This window comes from Paraburkholderia haematera (assembly GCF_905220975.1).
GTDB classification, from domain to species: Bacteria; Pseudomonadota; Gammaproteobacteria; order Burkholderiales; family Burkholderiaceae; genus Paraburkholderia; species Paraburkholderia haematera.
Genome location: NZ_CAJNBK010000017.1, coordinates 1 through 21141, shown reverse-complemented (window position 1 = coordinate 21141; position 21141 = coordinate 1). Strand labels below are relative to the sequence as shown.

12 protein-coding genes and 6 pseudogenes are annotated in these 21141 nt (G+C 60.2%); 5 read left to right on the top strand and 13 right to left on the bottom strand.

Translation table 11 applies throughout. The features are described 5' to 3' along the window. Positions 1-161: 161 nt before the first annotated feature. The 3 genes and pseudogenes from KHO23_RS24300 to KHO23_RS24290 all read right to left on the bottom strand — a co-directional run bounded on the left by KHO23_RS24300 (position 162) and on the right by KHO23_RS24290 (position 3447). Positions 162-1315, bottom strand: a pseudogene (locus KHO23_RS24300) (branched-chain amino acid ABC transporter substrate-binding protein). 67 nt (positions 1316-1382) lie between these two features. Next, on the bottom strand, positions 1383-2312 hold the full coding sequence (gene ctlX / locus KHO23_RS24295) for a citrulline utilization hydrolase CtlX (RefSeq protein WP_211613898.1): 930 nt from the start codon (positions 2310-2312) through the stop codon (positions 1383-1385). A 58-nt stretch (positions 2313-2370) separates the two neighbouring features. Beyond that, positions 2371-3447, bottom strand: a complete 1077-nt coding sequence (locus tag KHO23_RS24290) for an ornithine cyclodeaminase (RefSeq protein WP_211613897.1) — start codon at positions 3445-3447, stop codon at positions 2371-2373. Positions 3448-3642: 195 nt separating this feature from the next. On the opposite strand from KHO23_RS24290, the gene KHO23_RS24285 reads away from it, so the two are divergent. Continuing rightward, positions 3643-4074, top strand: a complete 432-nt coding sequence (locus tag KHO23_RS24285; RefSeq protein WP_211613896.1) for an Lrp/AsnC family transcriptional regulator — start codon at positions 3643-3645, stop codon at positions 4072-4074. Positions 4075-4665: 591 nt separating this feature from the next. Here the strand turns inward: KHO23_RS24285 and KHO23_RS24280 are convergent. From KHO23_RS24280 to KHO23_RS24270, 3 genes and pseudogenes are all read right to left on the bottom strand, one after another. Beyond that, positions 4666-5977: pseudogene (locus KHO23_RS24280) on the bottom strand (MFS transporter). Between the two features lie 122 nt (positions 5978-6099). Continuing rightward, on the bottom strand, positions 6100-7002 hold the full coding sequence (locus KHO23_RS24275) for an HpcH/HpaI aldolase/citrate lyase family protein (RefSeq protein ID WP_211613895.1): 903 nt from the start codon (positions 7000-7002) through the stop codon (positions 6100-6102). Then, on the bottom strand, positions 6999-8231 hold the full coding sequence (locus KHO23_RS24270; RefSeq protein ID WP_211613893.1) for a Zn-dependent hydrolase: 1233 nt from the start codon (positions 8229-8231) through the stop codon (positions 6999-7001). Before KHO23_RS24270 ends, KHO23_RS24275 begins: the two co-directional genes overlap by 4 nt. A gap of 141 nt (positions 8232-8372) precedes the next feature. Here KHO23_RS24270 and KHO23_RS24265 point away from each other — a divergent pair, with 141 nt between their 5' ends. Next, positions 8373-9326 carry a LysR family transcriptional regulator gene (locus KHO23_RS24265; protein ID WP_236066972.1) on the top strand — a complete coding sequence of 318 codons (954 nt, stop codon included), beginning with the start codon at positions 8373-8375 and terminating at the stop codon, positions 9324-9326. A gap of 21 nt (positions 9327-9347) precedes the next feature. Here the strand turns inward: KHO23_RS24265 and KHO23_RS24260 are convergent, their stop codons facing one another. From KHO23_RS24260 to KHO23_RS24245, 4 genes are all read right to left on the bottom strand, one after another. After that, a complete protein-coding gene (locus KHO23_RS24260; protein WP_211613891.1) occupies positions 9348-10274 on the bottom strand; it encodes a 2-hydroxyacid dehydrogenase in 927 nt (308 codons plus the stop codon). 22 nt (positions 10275-10296) lie between these two features. Further along, positions 10297-11073 carry a class II aldolase/adducin family protein gene (locus KHO23_RS24255; RefSeq protein ID WP_211613889.1) on the bottom strand — a complete coding sequence of 259 codons (777 nt, stop codon included), beginning with the start codon at positions 11071-11073 and terminating at the stop codon, positions 10297-10299. A gap of 107 nt (positions 11074-11180) precedes the next feature. Next, entirely contained in the window at positions 11181-11840 is a 660-nt protein-coding gene (locus KHO23_RS24250; RefSeq protein WP_236066971.1) for an RraA family protein, read from the bottom strand. 33 nt (positions 11841-11873) lie between these two features. Next, entirely contained in the window at positions 11874-13226 is a 1353-nt protein-coding gene (locus KHO23_RS24245; RefSeq protein ID WP_211613885.1) for an MFS transporter, read from the bottom strand. A 476-nt stretch (positions 13227-13702) separates the two neighbouring features. Between KHO23_RS24245 and KHO23_RS24240 the strand changes: the two are divergent. Beyond that, positions 13703-14089, top strand: a pseudogene (locus tag KHO23_RS24240) (ISKra4-like element ISBusp5 family transposase); the annotation flags it as partial. 54 nt (positions 14090-14143) lie between these two features. Beyond that, positions 14144-15133: pseudogene (locus KHO23_RS24235) on the top strand (IS256 family transposase); the annotation flags it as partial. Between the two features lie 539 nt (positions 15134-15672). On the opposite strand, the gene KHO23_RS24230 reads toward KHO23_RS24235, so the two are convergent. Beyond that, positions 15673-17238 (bottom strand): integrase, encoded by a 1566-nt coding sequence (locus KHO23_RS24230; RefSeq protein ID WP_211613883.1) that lies wholly within the window; start codon positions 17236-17238, stop codon positions 15673-15675. Between the two features lie 438 nt (positions 17239-17676). Here KHO23_RS24230 and KHO23_RS24225 point away from each other — a divergent pair. After that, positions 17677-18309, top strand: a pseudogene (locus KHO23_RS24225) (ISNCY family transposase); the annotation flags it as partial. A gap of 437 nt (positions 18310-18746) precedes the next feature. On the opposite strand, the gene KHO23_RS24220 reads toward KHO23_RS24225, so the two are convergent. Together KHO23_RS24220 and KHO23_RS24215 are read right to left on the bottom strand one after the other, a co-directional pair. Then, a complete protein-coding gene (locus tag KHO23_RS24220) occupies positions 18747-19331 on the bottom strand; it encodes a DUF7713 domain-containing protein (RefSeq protein WP_093644103.1) in 585 nt (194 codons plus the stop codon). Positions 19332-20021: 690 nt separating this feature from the next. Continuing rightward, positions 20022-21041: pseudogene (locus KHO23_RS24215) on the bottom strand (tyrosine-type recombinase/integrase); the annotation flags it as partial. Positions 21042-21141: the final 100 nt, after the last annotated feature.

The window sequence follows — 21141 nt, the reverse complement described above, 5'->3', positions numbered from 1 at the left end:
CCGATACGGCCGCGCAGCGGGTGCCGCACGGTGCTGAAATTTTGCCATGCTGGGTCGCTTCGAGGGCGCACAGACTTCTCTCGTTCTGCTCGCCGAAACTGTCCAATCTGCCAGCGACGTCACACACCTCACGCACGCATCTGAAGCACGCTGCCCGACGTTCACATTTTTACAACGTCGAGCAAACTCCGTTTTCCGTCGACGTACTGATAGAGAGATATCGCGCTTTGTTTGAGGTCGCCTTGGGCATCAAACCGGGTCGGCCCAATGATCCGGTGTACGAAGTGGATGGCATTGCCGCGAGAATATCTTTGGCCCGAATCGACCCCGAGCGTTTCATCGCGTCCACGATGATGTACACCGCGTCATAGGTGAACGGGGCGTAGACTTCGATGGGTTTGTTGAAACGTGCCACATACCGCTTCTCGAAATCCTTGCCTCGCTCCATCTTTTCGAGCGGCAGGCCGGCGATCGAGCAGATGATGTTTTTGCTTGCAGTGCCGGCGAGTCCGGCTACCTTGGGCGTGCATACTCCGTCGCCCGCGAGTATCTTCGCGGGTATTGCCAGCTGCGTGGCCTGTTTGGCAAACGGGCCGCCCGTCGCATCCATGCCTCCGTACATGATGACGTCCGGGCGCTCACCCTTGATCTTTGTCAGGATGCCCCGGAAGTCGATCGACTTGTCCGTTGCGGCATCGTGCGAGACAACGGTGAGACCGACTGCTTTCGCCCGCTTTTCGAACTCGTTTGCAAGTCCTTGGCCGTACGCGGTGGAGTCGTCGATGATCGCAACGGTCTTTGCCTTCAGCACCTTCGATGCATAGTCGGCGAGCACCGGACCTTGCTGTGCATCGGTTGCAACTAACCGGTAGGTGGTTTTGAAGCCTTGCTTCGTGTAAGTCGGATTCGTCGCCGACGGTGATATCTCAACGATGCCCGCGTCGTTGTAGATTCGCGAGGCGGGAATCGACGTGCCGGAGTTCAAATGCCCGATGACAGGAACGGCCTTGTCATCCACCAGCTTCTGTGCAACCTGAGTCGCCTGGCGCGGATCGCCCGCATCGTCCTCCGACAGAAGTTCAAGCATGACGTTCTTGCCGCCGACGGTTAGCCCCGCGGCATTGATCTCTTCAATTGCCAGGCGAGCGCCGTTTTCATCGTCCTTTCCCAAGTGTGCGCTGCCGCCGGTCAGCGGCGCTGCATGCCCGATCTTCACGACGATGTTGTCTGGGGCCGCCCGTGCGACGCATGGTGACGTGACGCAAAGCACGGCGGAGATCGTGAACTGGGCACGTTTGTTGAGTGAATGTCGCATGTGTCCCTCTCCGGTTATCGGATGTTGTAGGTGAAACGCTGCATTTAGGGAGGGTCGGTTACACGCGTTAGCGTCGCGCGAGATGGATGCCGGCAAGCATGCAGCGCACAGAGCCGCCGGCCATTTCAATGGTGGGCACATGAAGTGGCAGGAGGCGCGCGGATCGCTCAAGCTGTGCGCGTTGTGGCGGTCTCAGACTTTCAGCCGCGCGTTCGGACAACGCAAGCACACGACCGTTGCCTCCGGTGAGTTCGAGTGCGTTGCCGGCAAAGCTTTCGATCTGTTCGTGATCGAGTGCGATCACGGTCCGTCCACTTTCGAGCAGTCGCCGCTGAACTTCCTCGCGGCGCGACGCATCGGAAATCAACTCGAGTCCCACCAGTGCAAATTCGGTGCCGATGCTCATCATGACGTTGGTGTGGTACACGGCACGGCCGGAGCGATCAGCCGTGTCGAAACACATGGGCTCGAAGTTGAAATGCGTACAGAAGCGCTCCAGGGCAACGGGGTTGGCGCGACGCGAACGCGCGGTGTAGGCGACGCGTGCGACGTGGTCGAGTACCATGGCGCCAGTGCCCTCGAGGAAAACACCGTCGTATTCGAGACCTGAGTAATCAATCACGTCCTGGACACGATATTCCGCTTTGAGCATCTCGACGACATCGGCACGTCGCTCGCGCCGACGGTTCGCGCAATGCATCGGATAGAGCGCGATATGACCGCCTGCATGGGTTGAGAGCCAGTTGTTCGGAAACACGGAGTCGGGCGTCTGATTTTCTCCGTGATCGTCAAAAACGTGGGTGCGGATTCCGGCCCTCTCCAAAGCTGCTGCAGCCGCCGTGACCTCATTTCGCGCAGCGGCGGCAAGTGCCGCATGATCCTGCTCGCGCCCGGCCCGCTGAAAGGTGTTGTCAGCCGCCGTTTCGGGATTGGGGTGAAAACAGTGCGGCCGGATTACGACGACAGCGCTGGGCGCCTGAATCGAAATAGTGCTCATGTCAGTGAGGGTAGAACGAGTACGTTATGTATGTCGTCTCGAGTTTCGACGACGCTTCTTATTGGCTCAGTGCCATGGCCTCGTTATTGGGCGCAATTGAGTCGTCCGCGGGCACGTTCGGTCTGGCCAGCGTATCGAACAGGTTCTTGGGGTCGACAGAAGGCGGTATCAAAGCGACCTGTGTGCCGACTTTCCGGCTCTGCGCGAGACTATGCAGATGGCGGAGCGCGGAATAATCTTCGAGCGCGAAGCCCACCGAGTCGAACACCGTGACCTGGTCGGGGCGTTCCCGGCCAGCCGCTTCGCCCCGAAGCACACGCCAGAATTCGATGACCGGGAAGTCACCTGGCAATTGCTGGATGTCCCCTTCGATGCGGGTCTGCGGCTCAAACTCAACAAACACGGTCGCCGCGCGCAGCACGTCTGCGTGCAGTTCAGTCTTTCCAGGGCAGTCGCCTCCGACTGCGTTGAGGTGCATGCCCGGATCGATCATGTCGGGCGTGATGATCGTCGCGTACGCCTTATCGGCAGTGACGGTTGTGACGATGTCGGCACCACGCACGGCGTCAGCCGTCGAGCTTGCGCGCACCACTCGCAACTGCGGGTACCCTGCGAGATTGGAAATCAGCTTGTCGGTTGCGCGAGGATCGACGTCGAACACGCGGATCTCTTCGATGCCGAGGATGGTGTGGAAGGCGATCGCCTGGAATTCGCTCTGTGCCCCGTTGCCGATCAAAGCCATGGTGCGAGAGTCGGGCCGTGCGAGCACTTTCGCGACCATCGCCGACGTTGCGGCGGTGCGCAACGCGGTCGTCAAGGTCAACTCGGACAAAAAAGTCGGGTAGCCCGTGTCGACGTCCGCCAACGCGCCAAAAGCCATCACGGTATGGATGCCGCGTTCCGCATTGACGGGATGGCCGTTTACGTACTTGAAGGCGAACAGGCTTGAATCCGCGACGGGCATCAACTCAATGACGCCCACGTTCGAATGACAGGCTACGCGTGGCGATTTGTCGAATTCCTGCCATCGAAGGTAATCGGCGCGAATCGTGTCGGCGAGTTCCCTCAGGAAGCGCGGGACGCCGATGTCCGCGACGAGTCGATAGGTTGCGGGTACGTCTAGAAAGCAGGTCATTGCCGAATCTCCCAGGTTATTAGTGGCCGCTATGTCGAAAACGCTGGAGAAATTATTCACCGGCCTGCAGCCAACGAAAAGATGGCAAAGGTTGCAGTTTTGGCGACTTGCATAGCAAAATGCTAGCCGCAGGCGACAATTTGCTCATTTTCACGGCGGCTTGTCTGCGCCGGCGCATTCAAATCGGTGGGGAAGGTGGTCAATCTCGATGATGTCGACAAGCAGTTGCTCGCACTACTGCGGCAGGACGCTCGCATGTCCGTGGTGACGCTCGCAAAGCACTTGCGCGTCGCACGCGCAACGGTGCAAAACCGTATAACCCGGCTCGAGAAAAGCGGGGTTATCGTCGGGTATACCGTGCGGCTGAAACCGGCGGCAGAGCCGCATCAGATTCGCGCGTTGATGACGATCGCGGTTGAAGGTAATCGAGCGAAAGAGGTGATGACCGTGCTGCGCGGACACCCTAACGTGGCGACCATCCATAGTACCAATGGACGTTGGGACATGATTGCAGAGCTGCGAGCTGATACGCTGGAGAGCTTCGATCGCGTGCTCGGAGCGATCCGGTTGATTGACGGAATCGCCAATACGGAAACAAGCATTCTCCTTTCGACGCACAAGCTATGAGCAAACAGTGCGCGATTGCCAGACCAGCGGTAAGGAGATAGTTTCCGAAGCTCTCCGTCGCACCTCGATTAACCGGATGACAGACTGGCTGCCGGCGTAACTAGCGAAATGTCACCTACTTGTAGTACGCTGCGCAAACTGCGCCGCGGCTTTGCACAATCTGCGATCTTTCTGTTGAATTGATGGCGCGTGACAATAGGTTTTTTGCTGGACAGAGGAAATCTCAATAGGGCAAGTTAACGATGTTTGAACGTCCCGATTTCCGGCTGCGAGATATGGGCGCGTAACCCAGTTGTCGAGCGGTTCGCAAACGCAGTTCCGGGTCCTTACTTGGCCTATCGAACAACGTATGAATGTCCATTCCTGTCAGGCTCCCGCCGCCGACCGATGAGCGGTCTTGATGGCGTCGACGGGTAGCTCATCGGTCTGCCCCTCGGAAGAAACCAAGCTGTCTGTGATGTACGTCCCGCGCGGGTTGGCCAAGATACTCAAATTCATAAATTCCAATTCAGGCATCGGTAAAGCCGATGCTTCCCTCCAACTGAGATTGACATCAACGGCAGGAGGGCGCGACTGCGCCTCCCGTACACACTAATTCATGAGCATCGCAGCCGCTCCCTCCGCGCGTATCCCTTTGCGATAACGCCCGAGCCCCACGATTCCAACCAGCGACACTGCCGAAAGCACGCTGAAGAAAACCGCCAGCGGCAGCCACTCGCCCTTGTAGTTCTGCGCGAGCATCGTACCGATCAAAGGTGTCGTCCCACCGGCGATCGTCGCGCACAGTTGATACGCAATCGAAATACCGGAATATCGAACATGGGTCGGAAATGCCGGCGTCATGAACCCGGCGATGACTGCGTAGATAGCGGATAGAACCACCACCGCGAGCGATATACCCGCCACGATCGCGACCGGGTTATGTGTCTGGACGAGCAGGAACATCGGGTAGGGCGTGAGCATGGATAGCAGGGCGGCGCTGGTCAGAAAGCGGGTTTCTCCAACACGCTGGGCCAACAGCGCCGAAATCGGCTGCGACGCCAACTGGATAATGGTGACGACAAACAGGCAATCGAGAATGAACGATTTCGACATGCCGAGATAAGCCGTGACATACGAAATCATGAACGTGTTGGTGAAGAAGAACCAGGCGGAGCCGATCGTCGTGGCCATCGCCGCCATGACGATCGGATACCACGCCGTCCTCAGCACTTCCTTGACGGGCGACTTCAGCACCTCGCGATTCTTGCGAAGCTGCTCGAACTCGGGCGACTCTTTTACGCCGAGACAGATCGCCATGCCGATCACGAGTAACACGAAGCTGGCGAGAAACGGCAGGCGCCAGCCCTAGGCAACGAAGCTTTCGTGATCGAGCGAAGTGACGAGCCGGAACGACACAAGCGAAAGAATCAGGCCGGCCGGGCTGCCCATCTGCGGGAACGATGCGAAGAACGTTTACCGGCCGGTTGGCGCGTGCTCGCTTGCCAGCAGGACCGCGCCGCCCCATTCGCCGCCCACGGCAATGCCCTGGAGAATCCGCAACAGCACGAGCGAGATGGGCGCCCAGATGCCGATACTGCTGTAGCCGGGCAGCAAGCCGATGCCGGTCGTGGCGATCCCCATCAGAAACATGGTGAGCAGCACCATCTTCTTGCGGCCCAGTTTGTCGCCGAGATGCCCGAATACCCGCGCCACTCAATGGGCGCGCAATGAAGCCCACAAAGAAAGTGCCGAACGAACCCATCGTACTGAGAAAGTGATTGCTGCTCGGGAAGAACACCTCGCCGAGAACGAGCGCGGCGGCGGTCGCATAGGTGTAGTAGTCGTAGAATTCGACGGCTGTGCCGATAAAAGCCGCGGTGGCGGCGCGCACCGGCTGATGAGTCTGTTCAGAATGGGACATGGGGAATCCCGTTGATGGACGAGCAGCGTTGGCTTGACTGCCGTCTTTATCGGTCGCCGAAATACGCCCGCAAAATTCGCATTTTTAATCTTCACTATCAAGGCGGCTAATGTTCGCCCCGCTTATGCGTTGCCGCTTTCGTCAAAGGCGCGGAGCAGCGTGTCACGCGCGATCAGCCGTTGCGCGTTATTGCGCTCCGGGTAGTCGATCCATGCCGATCCGGCAGGGGGCGGATTCGCCTGCTGTGCTGCATGCGCGTCGACGAGCGCGCGCGCTGCCTGCACGTCTTCCGCGGATGGCGTCAGCGCGTGGTGAATCGCGGGCACGTGTTCAGCAAACACGACGCTTTTCGATGCGAATCCGAGTTGCGTGGAGATCTCGAGGTCCTGCCCAAGCACCTGCGCCGACTGGTACGTACAAGGAAGATCGATCGGCACGCAGCCGGCGGCAATACACTCGATCAGAAAGCGGCTGCGTGCGTAAAGCAGTTCGTTACCGCCCGGAGTGCGGCGCGCGCCGAGATTCGCCGCCAGGTCTTCGACCGCGAGCATGCAGCACTTTATCCGTGCACCCACCTGAAGTAGCGCTCCCAGATGGACCAGGCCCTTCGCGGATTCGATAACTGGAACAACCTCCGTCGAGCCATCCGGAATGCCCAGCTTGTGCTCGATGACGGCCAGCGCATCGTCGAGCGCGGCCAGTTGAGCCGCGCTCTCCGCGTGTGGCAGAAAAATCGCCCGTGGGGTGCCGGGCATGACGCCTTCGAGATCGGCATGGCCGTCGCGCTCCAGTTTGTTGATCCGTACCGAGCCGACCGTGCCGGTGCGAGCCGCCTCGCGCAATAGCGTGACGATGCGTTCGCGTGCCTGCGGCCGGTCTTGCGGCGAAGTCATCTCCTCGAGGTCGGCGACGATTGCATCCGCACCGCTTTGCAGCGCGACCGCGTGGGCCTCGGTATGGTTGCCGGGTACAAAGAGCCACGTGCGCCGGATGCCCGGCGGACGCGGCGTTTGATGCGCGCTCATACGGCCTGCCCAGCGCGTGCCAGCATCGCGTGAAGCAGCACATCCGTGCCACGCGTGACGTCTGCCGGCAAAGCGTCTTCGGCTTCGTTATGGCTCAGGCCGTCAACGCAGGGAATAAAAATCATCGCGGTCGGACAATGCTTCGCGAGATGGATCGCATCATGACCGGCCCCGCTGACGATGCGTTGATGCGGATAGTCCAGCATCTCTACCGCGTTGCTGACAGCCGCAATGCAGTGCGGATCGAAGGGCGTAGCCGGGCTGACCCAATGCTGCCCTACCTCGACAGTCAGGCGCCGCCTTCTCGCGATGGTGTCGAACCGCTCGCACAGCGCGGCTTCCATTTTTTCGATCATCGCATCGTCGGGGTGGCGCAGATCCACCGTGAACGCTAGGTCCGCCGCGATCGTGTTGCGCGATGCATTGCGTATGTGCAGCTCGCCGACGGTGGCAAGGCCTTGTGGGAAGAAATCTGTCGCGATGCTCTCCAGTTCCGCCGCCATTTCCGCGCTCGCGAACAGCGCATCGCGACGGTACTGCATCGGCGTCGTGCCTGCGTGCGCGGCCTGCCCACGCACACGAACATCGAGCCAGCGAATCGCCTGGCCGCCGGTGACGACGCCGATCGGCACGCCACTTTCCTCGAGCACCGGACCCTGTTCGATATGCGCTTCGAAGTAGGCGTCGAAGACGATGCCGGGCACGGCGCGCGCGCCGGCATAGCCTGTCGCTTGCAATGCCTGCTCGACCGATGTGCCTGCTGCGTCACGCGTGTTCAACGCCTGGGCGAGCTGCATGACGCCTGTGAAGGCCGCTGAACCGAGCATGGCCGGCGTGAAGCGCGCGCCTTCCTCGTTGGTCCACACGACGATTTCGATGGGCTTGTCGGTTTGAATGTTCGCATCGTTCAGCGTGCGGACGACTTCGAGCGCGGCGAGCACGCCATAGACCCCGTCGAAGCGGCCGCCCTCGGGCTGCGTGTCAAGGTGGCTTCCGCTTGCTACGGGCGCGGCGTCGTTCCGTTTGCCGGCGCGCCGCGCAAAGAGATTGCCGACCTGATCGACGGACAACGTCAACCCCGCCTCGACGCACCACTGCGAGAAAAGCGCCCGGCCTGCCGCGTCCTGTTCGGTCAATGCGAGGCGCCGGACACCGCCGCCTGCCGTGGCGCCGACAGCGGCCATCTTCATCAGGCTCGTCCAGAGCCGCTCACCATTGATCTTTAGCATCACACACTCCTGAAGTCGCGGCGTACTGACCGCGTCGGGTTCGTCGTGATGCCTTTATCCGTAATCAAAAATGATAAGTCTAATTTCTAATTCTAATCCTAAGTATAATTTTAGCGGATGATGAAACCAGTGAGGCTCATCGTGAGCAAAGACCGCCCGGACACCTACCTGAACGACCGCCTTGACTGGAATCTGCTGCGGACTTTTCTTGCCATCGCGAAAGAAGGCAGCGTGAGTCGCGCGGCGGCGAAGCTGCATTTGACGCAGCCCGCTGTGAGCCAGGCCTTGCGCCGGCTGGAGGAGCAGTTGGGACTGCGCCTCGTGAATCGCCACGGTCCGCGTATCGAGGTCACGCAGGCCGGCATCGAAGTGAAGCAGATTGCTGAAGACGTGTACGGCACGATCTCGCGGCTGTCGCTTGCCGAGGCGGATCGCGAACACGATATCTCCGGCATGGTGCGCGTGAGTACCGTCAGCGGAATCGATTTTCCGGCTTACGACACGTTTCTCGCCGAGTTCCATCGCACGTATCCGCGTATCGAGCTCGAAAGCCAGGAAATGCGCAGCGCCGATGTGGTGAACAGCCTCCAGCAAAAGTCCGCAACGCTCGGACTGACGCCGCGCCGCGCGTTACCCAAACGGGTCGACAGCCGTGTGTTTTTGCGTCAACGGTATGCGCTTTTCTGCGGACGTCATCATCCGCTCTTTGGGCGCGACGACCTTCGGGTCGCCGACCTCGCGGGCGAGAAGTTCGTCTCCTTCACCGGCGACAAAGTGGGCGACCACCTGTCGCCGCTCACGTTCTTTCGTGATGAGATGGGCTTCACGGGGCGCGTGGTCGGCTCATCGTCGAGCATGACCGAGGTGAGGCGTTTCATCTTCGCGGGCTTCGGTATCGGCTGCCTGCCGGAACACGTTGTGCGCGATGATATCGCTCAAGGGCGCCTTCAGCGGCTGCCACCGGATGAAGGTGTGGCTGACCTCGATATCTACATGCTGTGGTCACAGGACCGTAAGTTGAGCGCTGCTGAAGCCGCGTTTATCGATGCTCTGAATGTGTTCATCGACGGTCAGGCGGAAAGTACTGGCCTCTAACGCCGCGCTCAACAGCCTCGCTCAATAGCCGCGCGTCACGTCCACCACGTTCTGCAGCGGTTCGCCACGGATCAGCCTGCGCGCGTTGTGCGCCACTTGCGTACCGATCGTTTCCGAGCTTGCCACCGACGCCATGTGCGGCGTCACGATCAGATTGGGCGCGCGCCATAAATGATCTTCGGGCGGTAACGGTTCGGTCGGAAACACGTCGACGATCGCTCCGCCGATCTGCCCGCTCGTCAGCGCCGCGATCAGGTCCGCGGGCACCAGATGTTCGCCGCGACCGACGTGAATCAGCTTCGCGCCAGGCCGCAAGTGTTCGAACGTGTTCGCGTTGAGAATCAAGCGGGTTTCGTGCGTGAGCGGCAGGAGACACACGAGGATGTCTGTCCCCTGAAGGAATGGCTTGAATTCCTGTGGACTGGCGAAGGTCGTCACGCCCGGCAGTTCGCGCGGCTTGCGCGCCCAGCCGCGCACCGCGAAGCCGAAGCGCAGCAAATCCGTCGCGACGCGGCTGCCGATTTCTCCGAGTCCCATGATGCCAATGGAGCATTCGGAAGCGTCACGCTGGTCGTCGCGGAACCAGCGGTTAAGACGCTGATTGGCGAGCACACGGTCGAGTTGACGATGAAAGTGCAGCACCCCCCACGTGACGAATTCGCTCATTCCGCGTGCGTGTTGCGGATCGACGACCCGGCACAGCGGCACGGCGGGCAGGGCAGGGTCGGACAGAATGTTGTCGACGCCCGCGGCGATGCTGTGCACGAGCCGCAATTTCGGCAGCGCCGCCAGCGCGCCGGCCGGCGGGTTCCAGCACACGGCGATGTCAGCATCGGCAGCGGATCGCTCGCCGTGCATCACGACATCGAATTCAGGGGCGGCGCGCAGAATCGGCTGCACCAGGTGTGACATGTCGTAGTCACGGCTCATCAGAACTAATTTGGTCATTGCATCGAATCGGAAACCGGGCCTAGCTGCGATAGTCGGATTGCGGGTCGTCGATCAACCGTAACGCCGCGCGCCACGCCAACTCCGAAATTCCCGCGGAGTCATCGCGAGCGAACTGGCTCACGGTCAACTCGCACACTTCTCGCGGCGGGATGCGCAGCGCGCTGCCGCCGGCCAGCGCCTGGATTTGTGCCTGACAGGCCCGCTCGAGAAAATAGATCTCGTGGAACGCTTCGGCTGCCGTGGCGCCTGCCGCAAGCAGCCCGTGATTGCGCAGGATCATCGCCTTGCAGGAACCGAGATCGCGCACCAGTCGCTCGCGCTCGCCGAGTTCGAGCGCGATGCCTTCGTAATCGTGATAGGCGAGCTTGCCGTAGAACTTCAACGCATGCTGACTGATCGGCAGCAGCCCCTGCTCCTGGGCCGATACGGCCGTTCCGGCGGCGGTGTGCGTGTGGATCACGAAATGCAGATCGTCGCGTGCCGCGTGGATGGCTGAATGAATCGTGAACCCGGCGGCGTTCACACGGAACAGCGCCGGCTCGCTGTGCGCCCGCTCGTCGATGACGTTGCCGAGATGATCGATCTTCACGAGGTCCGACGCGCGCATCTCGTGAAACAGCACGCCATAGCGGTTGATCAGAAACGCCGGCGGCTCGCCAGGCGAACCGGGCAGGCGCGCCGTGATGTGCGTGTCGATCATGTCGGTCATGCGGAAGTGAGCGGCCAGCCGGTAGAGCGCCGCTAGTTCCTCCCGTACCTGTTGTTCGGCACCCTGCGGCGCCGGTTTGTCGCTCATGCGATCGGGTGTGGGCGTGCATTGCATTTCAGAAGTCTCCCAGGTTCTCACTTGCTGTAGTGCGCGTAGTGTTCGTTAGCGCGTCAGTGTCCGTCAATTTCCTTGTTCTAATGCTGATCATTAGCGCCGCGAATATTTGCCGGCATGAAGCACTGGAGGACCTCGTGAAGCGGCTCCCTTGCGTTAAGCCGAGCCAGTATGGCGGGCTCCGCGAGGTCGGACGACAGCGCCAGATCGATCACGGCGGCGAGGGCCGGCGCTTCGGCGAATAGCACGCCGTTGTCGTCGGCCAGCACGATGTCGCCTGGACGCACCACGACCCCGCCGCACACCACTGATTCGTTGAACAGACTCGACATCGTGTCGCGTTTTTTGCTCGTCAGCAACGACGTTCCGCGCGCGAACACCGGCAGCCCCGCGCTGCGTAATTCGATGAGATCGGTCACCACGCCGTCGACTATGACACCCTTCGCGCCGGCGTTGAGCGCAGCGCATGCGGTGACCGCACCGACCGGCGCATGCGTATGGTTACCGCTCATGTCGATCACCAGTACGTCGCCGGGTTTGAGTTGCGACAGCGCGCGGTTCACGGGGATCGCGTCGGGCGACAGCAGCTTGAGCGTCACCGCGCGCCCGATTATCTTCACGTTGGGGACCATCGCGCGAAGGCGATGATCCGCGAAGCCGTTTTCCAGAAAATGTCCAAGCGTGGGGAAGCTGACGGCCTCGAGGCTGCGCAGTAGGGATGAATCGGGTGTGGCTGGCATAAGAGACATCTTTTCCGTTCCCATATCAGACCTTCACGAAAGGCTCGCCGTAGCGGCATTGGCGCGCGACGCAGACGAGATATCGCGGCGAAGCGTCTCGGCGAGTAGCACGAGCGCGAGCACCGAAACAGCAGCAGACCCCACCATGTACCACGCCACCGACGAACCGCGTCCCGTAGCCGACAACAACGCGGTGGTGACAATCGGCGTGGCCGCGCTGCCGAGCAGCCCCGACAACATATAGCTCACCGACAGCCCGGAGTAGCGAACCTCGGTGCCGAACAACTCCGCGAGGAAAGTTGCGATGGGTCCATAGTTCGCGGCGAAGGCGGTCATCATCAGCAGATAGCCGAGCAGCGCGAACGGAAACTCGCGCGTATCCAGCAGCCAGAAAAGCGGGAAGGCGAGTAAAGCTTCCGTGACGATGCCGCCGATGATCACCGGTTTGCGGCCCACGATATCGGATAGCTTGCCGAAGGCCGGCAGCAATACGATGCAGAGCGCGCAGGCAATCAGCGCGATAGAAAGCATCGCGTTCCGTGAGAAGCCCAGTGTCTGCGTCCCATAGGTGAGCCCGAAAGCGACGATCAGGTTGAATGAGGTTCCCGTCGACATCGTCGCGATGCCGCCGAGCAGAACCTGCTTCCAGTATCGGGTTAGGACTTCGGCGATCGGCAACTTGACCTGCGCGTCGGCTTCCTTGATCTCGCGGAACGACGGCGTTTCCGATGTGTTCAGACGGATATAAAGCCCGACCCCCACGAGCAATGCGCTCGCCAGGAACGGAATGCGCCAACCCCAGGAGAGCAGTGCGTCGTTTGAGAGTGTGGCGTTGCAGAACAGAAAGGCCAGATTGGCGATCAGGGTGCCGGCAGGCACGCCGATCTGCACCCACGAGCCATACAGTCCACGCTTGCCGGCGGGTGCGTGTTCCACCGCCATCAGCACGGCGCCGCCCCACTCGCCACCGAGCGCGAGTCCCTGAATGACGCGCAAGGCGAGCAGCAGAATGGGTGCCCAGATGCCGATCGATGTGTAGTTCGGCAGCAGGCCAATCGAGAACGTTGCGATGCCCATGATGATGAGCGAGACCAGCAGCATCGCCTTGCGTCCGAGGCGGTCGCCAAAATGGCCGAACAGGGCGGCCCCGACAATGCGCGCGAGGTAGGCGGAGGCGAACGTGCCGAACGCCAGCAAGGTGCCGACCAGCGGGACAAAGCCGGGAAAGAACACCTTGTTGAAGACGAGTGCCGAGGCGGTGGCGAAAACGAACAGGTCATACCATTCGACGGTCGTGCCGATCACACTCGCTACCGCGATCTTTTTCATGTTGGTTTGGGTTCCGTCTGGCGGTGGTGGCGTGTCCGCGGGGCGATAGGGCGTCATGGGTTTCTCCTTGAGGCATGGCGGTTTCGGTGGATGAACGCAGCCATTGTGCGCATGGCCTGGTGCCTTTATCGGAAGCCAAAAACAATAAGTAAAAGTCTGTTTTCTAATCCTTTGTATTAACGCCACGAATAATCGCCGGCAGTGAATGAGGGGGGATTGCGTCGTCCGCGCTGTCCGCCGAACTGTTCCCCACAAATGCGATGTGAACAAGAAACGAATCTCGTTGTAGCCGCTGCTGTCAGGGCTACCAGGACTGAATACGGCGGCTTCGGTAACGTTGTACGTGCGTAGTGGATGGCCAAATGTTAGGTCAGCGTTCAAAGGAGGTGCGTTACGGGGCTTCAGGATTTCCATCGATTCGCCTATCACGCAGTGCGTGAACCGGTCATGCTGCTGGTGGAAGCCGTTAAAAAGCCTGGGAGACGAGCGCACAGCGGGGTATCGTATCCCTAACGACGAGACTAGGAGCCACCATGCGATGCACGATCGTTCTTGAGTTCGATAACGGCGATGGGAGTGTGGTAAAGCGGGTTGAGGTCATGCGGTTGCACAGGCCCATCGAAGACTAGACGCCCGGAGACGTGGGACTGTCACTCAGTGAAGGCAAGTCTTTGCTCAATTGTGTGCAGCAGGAATTCGTCGTCGAGCAGATCGAACGTTTTTTTCACCTTGCGTAGATCGTGTGTGGATTGCTGCGTCCAGCGTCGCCTGCATGATAATCATTGCTCGGAGCTGAAGACCGCGCTGGGAAAGTTTACTATTGCCACGAACGATGGAAGGCCTGCAATTGCGGAGCTGACGGCGCAAGATATGTTTCTCCGCTCAAGAACTACCTGACGGAGGCAAGTACCGGTGAACTGGGGCCTGTCATAAATTTTGTGTGTAAGGCATAACATGTAGCTCAAGGAGCATGTATGCCACGCAAACCGAAGACGGCCACCGAAGCCCAGACGGCGTTGCCGTCGATTCCGAAGGAATTGATTGACCAGTTCGTGAAGGGGCCGATGACGGCCGAGGCGGTGCACGCCGCTTCAGCCGCGTTCAAGAAGGCACTGATCGAGCGCGCACTGGGTGCTGAACTTGGACACCATCTGGGCTATCCGGCCGGCGCCGTGCGGCCCGAAGATGCGACCAACCAGCGCAACGGCAAGAGCGGCAAGACGGTGCTGACCGACGACGGTCCGCTACGCCTGGAGATACCGCGCGACCGCGACGGCAGCTTTTCCCCGATCCTGATTCCGAAGCACGAGCGGCGTTTTACGGGCTTTGACGACAAGATCATCGCGATGTACGCGCGCGGCATGACGGTGTGCGAGATCCAGGGGTTTCTGGCCGAGCAGTACGGTACGCAAGTGTCACCGGAATTCATCAGCACGGTGACCGATGCGGTGATGGACGAGGTGGGTGCCTGGCAGGCACGCCCGCTCGAGCCGATGTACCCGGTGGTGTTCTTCGACGCACTGCGCGTGAAGATCCGCGAGGAAGGACTGGTGCGCAACAAGGCGATCTATCTGGCGCTGGGCATCCTGCCTGACGGCACACGGGACATCTTGGGACTGTGGATCGAGAATACGGAAGGCGCGAAGTTCTGGATGAAGGTGTTCAGCGACCTGAAGGTGCGTGGCGTGCAGGACATCCTGATCGCGGTCACCGACGGACTGAAGGGCATGCCTGAAGCGCTGGGTGCGGTGTTTCCAGCCACCACCCTGCAGACGTGCATCGTGCACCTGATCCGCAACTCGCTGGACTACGCGAGCTGGAAGGATCGAAGGGGGCTGGCGGCTGCCATCAAACCGATCTACACAGCCGCAGGGGCTGAAGCCGCACAAGCCGAACTGGACGCGTTCGAACAGGGCGAATGGGGTAAGCGATTCCCGACGGTAGTAGCCGCCTGGCGTCGGGCCTAGGATCGCGTGATTCCCTTCTTTTCGCGACAATCCACTGCTTTTGTTTGACGGATCGCCGCCAACGTGGATCTAGGCGGACGTGCAGTAGCAGGCTATCCTCGACGTAAGAACCGAAACTCATACGACCTCCAGCGCCAAATAGCGTACTCCCATCCCAGCAAATCCATAGCGAGCCATTCGCCCGCACGTTTGGCTCCTGCCGTTGCGTCCTCGAGCCCTCCGCAATAGGCATTGCCATAGGGGTGGTGGAGAAGGGCACCTTGGACAGCGTGCCATTCACGACGGCATCAATGACAATGGTATGGTCGTGACGTTCGATTGAGTAGGCGATCTCGACATGACTGTCGTGGGTATTGAGGCGCACCACACTTCTATGATTGGCGTCCTTTGAAAAAAAATGTGTGGCGACTTCCACGTTGTTGGGCCAGAAGACCTTTTGACATCGAGCGGTTGTTGAGACAGGCCCGCTTCGACCTGATGTTGTCGTTTCGTCGTAATGCGATTTGTATTCCCGATGGCGCTGTGCAGCGAGGCGTTCACGTCGCTTCCAGCAAGTCGACGCAGTCGAGAGGCGAGGCCTTGTCAATTACCGCGAGTGCCATATTTGCCTTTGCGACCAGTTCAAGCGGTCTGAGCTTTTGTTCATAATGACCGTGAGTGATCCGGTCCATGCCAGCTCCGGCAAGCTTGGCTACCGTGCGCAGGCTGGCATGAAGCGCAACACTATCCATCCGGCCGCCATGAAGGATGAGATTGCGTTGCCGATAAAGGCGATGAAACGACTCAGCAATAAGATCTTTGATGGTCTGCAGTTCTGAATTTGGATTCGAGAGCAACTTTTTCATCCGAGCAACGGCGGCCTGATCGGCCACAGAAGGCATCACAGGCATGCGATTCTCAAGGATCATCTGCGCCAGCAAGCGGGAACGTTCGCGGTTGGTTTCGATACCAGTCAGCTCGGCGCATTCGTTGGGGAAGATTCTCTCCGCCCGCCGCGAAAGTGCGGTGAGTTCTGCGCGGGGAAATGAGCAGGTCACGAGGGTCGCCAGATTGTCGGCTGCCGAAGCCCTGTCGCTGGGATCAGCGAGCAAGCCCTCGATCGCTCCCCACCCACCGGCGATCGCGGCGGGTGGGGAACTGTCTTCAAGATGTGCGAGTAACTCAAGCGCAGCATCGACGTCTTGACCGACATCGCTCGCGAAAATCCGATCGCCGCGGAACAGTTCGCTCACCGCGACGCCGCGCGAATTGGCTCTCATCGGGAACTCCTTTGAGCCGCCTCGCACCCAGAGACTGGGAAGGAGATCGAGCGGCTTGCCCGTCGCCAGCAGCGCTCGAGCCGAGTAGCGATCTGATTCATTACGTGCTGTATGTGCGGCACCGACCTCATCTCTTGCCGTGACCGTCACGATCAACGCCGCCGCCGCTCGCACGCCTCTCGTCTCGAAGCCATTCTGTCTCAGCCATTCCGTTACGGCGGCGGCCTTCAACCATGGTGTGTGCGTAACGTCGTTCAGCCGCGGCATACTTTTGACCGCGATCAACACTTCGAAGGGTCGCGGCGGGCTTGACCGGATCACGTCTTGCAACTCCTCGCAGAGTTCCGCCAGGGTGATCGACTCGGGAGCATCGCGCCGGTTTGCGATCCAGTCGTGGAAAAATTGGGAGGAGAATCCCGCATCCAGTAGATGCGCGCCGACGTGACGGGCAAAGTGCTCAGCGCGGAAATTGTTTCCGGCGACTGCAGTTGCCCAGCGCGATAGATAATCTGAGGAGATACGCTGGCCCAGTTCACGAATGGTGAAGTGCGCAACACCATCCGCGCGAGGAACCTGCCGTACCTGTTCGTTGAGTAACTGCTTCTCGGCAGTCGTGAAGCCGGGGTGTAACGCGCAGCGTTTTTGCAATGACGAGGCGATTCGTTTGACAGATCCTTCGCTGAGATGGCCTTGCTTCATGACCGTGCACGCTTCAAACAGTTCGTCCATGGCCAGCACTGTGCCGATACCCCAAAGCGACCGGTACCAGTGTTTTTGTTCCGAGAAGAACTCGTGCAATCGTGCAAAAGCGATCCGCTGGGCGGGATTGACAAGGTTGAGCATGCGTATTAATATTGTAATTCGGTCAGCAGAAATGCTGGTCTACAGTCTAGTGGGGCGCGACCCAATCGGAGGCTGCAATCTCAGATTGCTTAATCCGAACGGCTCAAGCCCCCAGTTCTTAAAAGCCCCGCACGTGATGTGGGGCTTTTTTTCGTTCGTCACGTACAGTTTCTTCCATGAACGAGACGGATTAGGGGACCGATCGAGACGGGGAAAATCGGTTGTCATGCCACTACCGCCGCCATTAGCGCCGCCCCAAGGTAACTCCCTCAGAAGCCTTGACCGGCTCCCTTGCAAGCGCACGCCGTCACCGCTGTGTTCACCGGACAATTATAGTGCTGCGCTGCGCGCGAGAGACGCTCCCGGCGCGAGCCCCTAGAAGCCAAACCGACGCATTCGACATGATCACGCTGAACGGCGAAAAAGAGCTGCTGCGCGCTGCGGCTGCGCGGCATCCAGACCATGGAAGCGGCAAATGCCTGGGCGCCCGCCTTCATGGCCGCCTACAACGCGCACTTCGCGAAGCCGCCGCGGAGCACGTTCGACGCGCACCGGCCGCTGCGTGACGATGAGGATCTCGACGCGATCCTGACCTGGCGGGTGATGCGCAAGGTGTCGGAATCGCTGACGGTGCTGAATGACCTCATGATCTGGCTGCTGGAGGACACACCGGCTACGCGCCGGCTGATCGGCCACTACATCGACGTCTGGGAGTACCCGGACGGTCGCATCGAACTGCGTGCCGGTGGCGTGGCGCTGCCCTGTGTGCCGTACGACAAGCTCGCGGAGATCGACCAGGGGGCGGTCGTTGAGCACAAGCGGCTCGGTTATACGCTGCAGGTCGCGCAGGCGATGCAGGCCCAACGCGATAACCGTCGTGTATCGGGCTCGCCGTCACGCACGAATCGCGGTGCGGCGGTACGCAAACCGGCAGCCTCGCCCGGCACGAAGAAGCCGCGCGCATTCACGCAGACCGATCTGAATGAAACGATCCTGCAGCTCGCCACGCAACACACAAAACAGCCAAAGGCAGCATCAAAACCAGGCCGTCGGTCTGCAAGGGCACACTGAACGGACTGACACGCCCTGCCCATTCATAAGCAGTCCTTCAACACCGCATGAGTTGAAACCCGTGAAAGACAGACTCCACACCAACCCCTGAGATCAGACATCTCTAATTAGCCCAGACCCCGACATTTCAAAAAAGCCTCGACAGGGTATATGCTGTTCCGCGGAGCGCGCCGGACGCGTTGTGAAAATCTGCCAACGTCCTTGGGCAATTCCCTTCACCTGTTCTGTTCGAGGTTGAGGAGGCGAGTACGACGAGCATCCTCGCTGTTCGGCACCAGCATGGGGATGACTGTCACCGGGCAACCGTCTGCTCCCCCGTTGCGTCATTGAACGACCAGTCAGGGGCAGCCTGCTAGCGGCGAATCGTCGGCACGGTGAACGACGGACATCCTCGCTGCGGTGCTCCTGCAGAGTAGGGCTGGACGATATCTCCGGAATCATGCCTCGTCACTCGGATCGAGTAGTTCGAGTCTGAATTGCCATCCTTCGAAGGCCATCAGGATCGCACCGAAATCGTTCCATTCCACACGCCGGCCATCTATGACGACACACGGTTGGCGGACGTCTTCGACCCCATTCCACTCGATACGGCCTCTGACCATTGTGTCAGCGACCTGCAGGCCATCAGCGTCCTCGCGTAGGTGTTTCGTTGCCAATGCGCGCATCATCTTCTGCACAAGCTTTCCGAGCAGCACGAAGGGATCTGATCGCGGCTCGTCGAGAATCTGGAACCGGTATCCTTCTGATTCGTCGTTGCCGGCAAGTTCGAACGCTTCAAGCGAGAGCTGGTCCCCGAGCAGAAGGCTGCGGAAGTGGAATTCGTGCGAGCCGCCATCCATGTCGAGCAGACGAACCGGCGTGAACTGCGGATGTTCGAAGCCGACAATGTCAGCCCACTGCGCCATGTCCTCGTTGAAACACCGGCTACAGAGCAGGCGGTAGGTGCCGTCTGATGACGCGGCATTCACGGCATCGTACGGTGGCGTTCTCGCGCCGCAACGGACGCAGGTTTGCTCGGTCATCAATGCACCATCACAGTATCGTCCCGCAAGGACGTTGCATCATTGTCGCATGTGCGCCAGGTCGCGCGTCGGGCCGCTCAAAGATGATTTGATGCGCGACAGCGCAGCCTTCAGAATGGCGTGCCGCCCGGAAAAGAGTTGCACGACGAACTTGCCCGGGTGATTTCGTGAGATCTGTCGGATGACGCGGTCGCATCCCGGATCTACGCCTCGAGTGCTGCAACCGGCGCGAACAATCAAGGTATCGGTACGTCACTCGCGAATGCCAGGGACTGATGCCGTTGAAAGGTCGCTGGCTGTCTTTCTCGTAGAGAAATGCAACGGTTCCCATGATTTGTAAATGCAACTAACGGTCTGGAATCAGCTCACAACACACAACACCAAACCCGAGTCTACAAAGGGCGAGCCCCAACCGTGCACCCCACATCCGTCGTCTCTACTGCCGCCGGGCGGTCTGCCGCCGAGCGTGCTCTGGTAAATTAGAAGCGATTGACAGCAACGCACCGCGGCTGACGCCCAGCGAAGTTCCACACTTACGGATCGGGCCGCGAACGCGGTCATGCGTCTGCAATCCAAGCAGAAAAGCACGACCGCTCAATAAGGCCCCTGACCAAGATTCGGTCGAATTGCGATCATAAGCCTTGAGGTTATAAGGGTGACGAGGTTTCCGTTGGTTTTGGAATAACGGAATCAGTCAGTAAAGGCCTGCGCAAACTGCCTCGCCCGCTTTACATCGTCAGCATGCAAGTAAATCGACGTGGTCGAGATCGATGCGTGACGAAGGTTGTCGCGGACGGCGCTGAGTTCGACGCCCTTGGCGATAGCGTGAGTGGCATGCGTGTGCCGCATCCAGTGCGGCGTAGCCTGACGGAGTTTCTCGGCGAGCGGCGGATGGTCGTTTTCAATAATCTGCGCCGCTTGCCGGAAAAACCTGCGCATGACTTCCCACAACCGCAGAGGCTTGATGCCGGCATCGCCGTCGTCCAGGCTACCGATCAGCGGCGTGACTGGGTTCCAGCGCGCCCGGCTTACCGCCAGGCCCCGCTCCTGCAGATACCGGTCCAGCGCCGCGCGAGCGAGCGGTGTCAAGGTCACCCTGGCTGGCTTGCCGCCTTTGCCGGTGACGTGAAGCCAGTGATCACCTGCGGCGTCGACCTCGACGTTTCGCAGAGTCGCATTGGCCAACTCGCTGATCCGCAGTCCCGTCGCGTAACCGAAATCCAGCATGAAACGAAGTCGCTGCGCTGCGGCTGCCTGCCAGCCGTACGACCACTCAAGCCCGTTGGCGATGGTGCGTGTGAGCAGCCATTCTCCTTCGGTGAAGGCGTGCGCGGTTTCCACGGCGATGGCGCGCTTGCTGCCGCGCACCTTGATGCCGGCAAAGGGGTTGGCCACAACATAGCGCTGCTCCACCAGCCAGCGGAACATGGCGCTGAGCACGGCAAGCGCGTGCGCAATCGAACGCGCCGAGAGGTTGTCGACAAACGGTCTCCAGTCTGTTGATGTGCGCGGCCGCGGCGGTCCAACCCAGCGCTCGCGCGGGGTGGGTCTGCGCAGAAATGCCCTGTAGTCAGTTGCATCCCGCGTGGTCAGCGACGACAGGGCCTTGCCGCGGGCAACAATGGCCCAGAGGATCAGCCGTTCGGCTTCCTTACGGTAGGCGCGCTGCGTGGCCGGGGATTCGTGCAACGCAAGCCATGCCTTATGCGCAAGTCGGTAACGATTCTCTAATACTCGCAGGCTGTGTTAAAGCGGACACCCGCACAAACACAGCAGAGGATCTGCACGATGACAGCAAGACGAACGACCA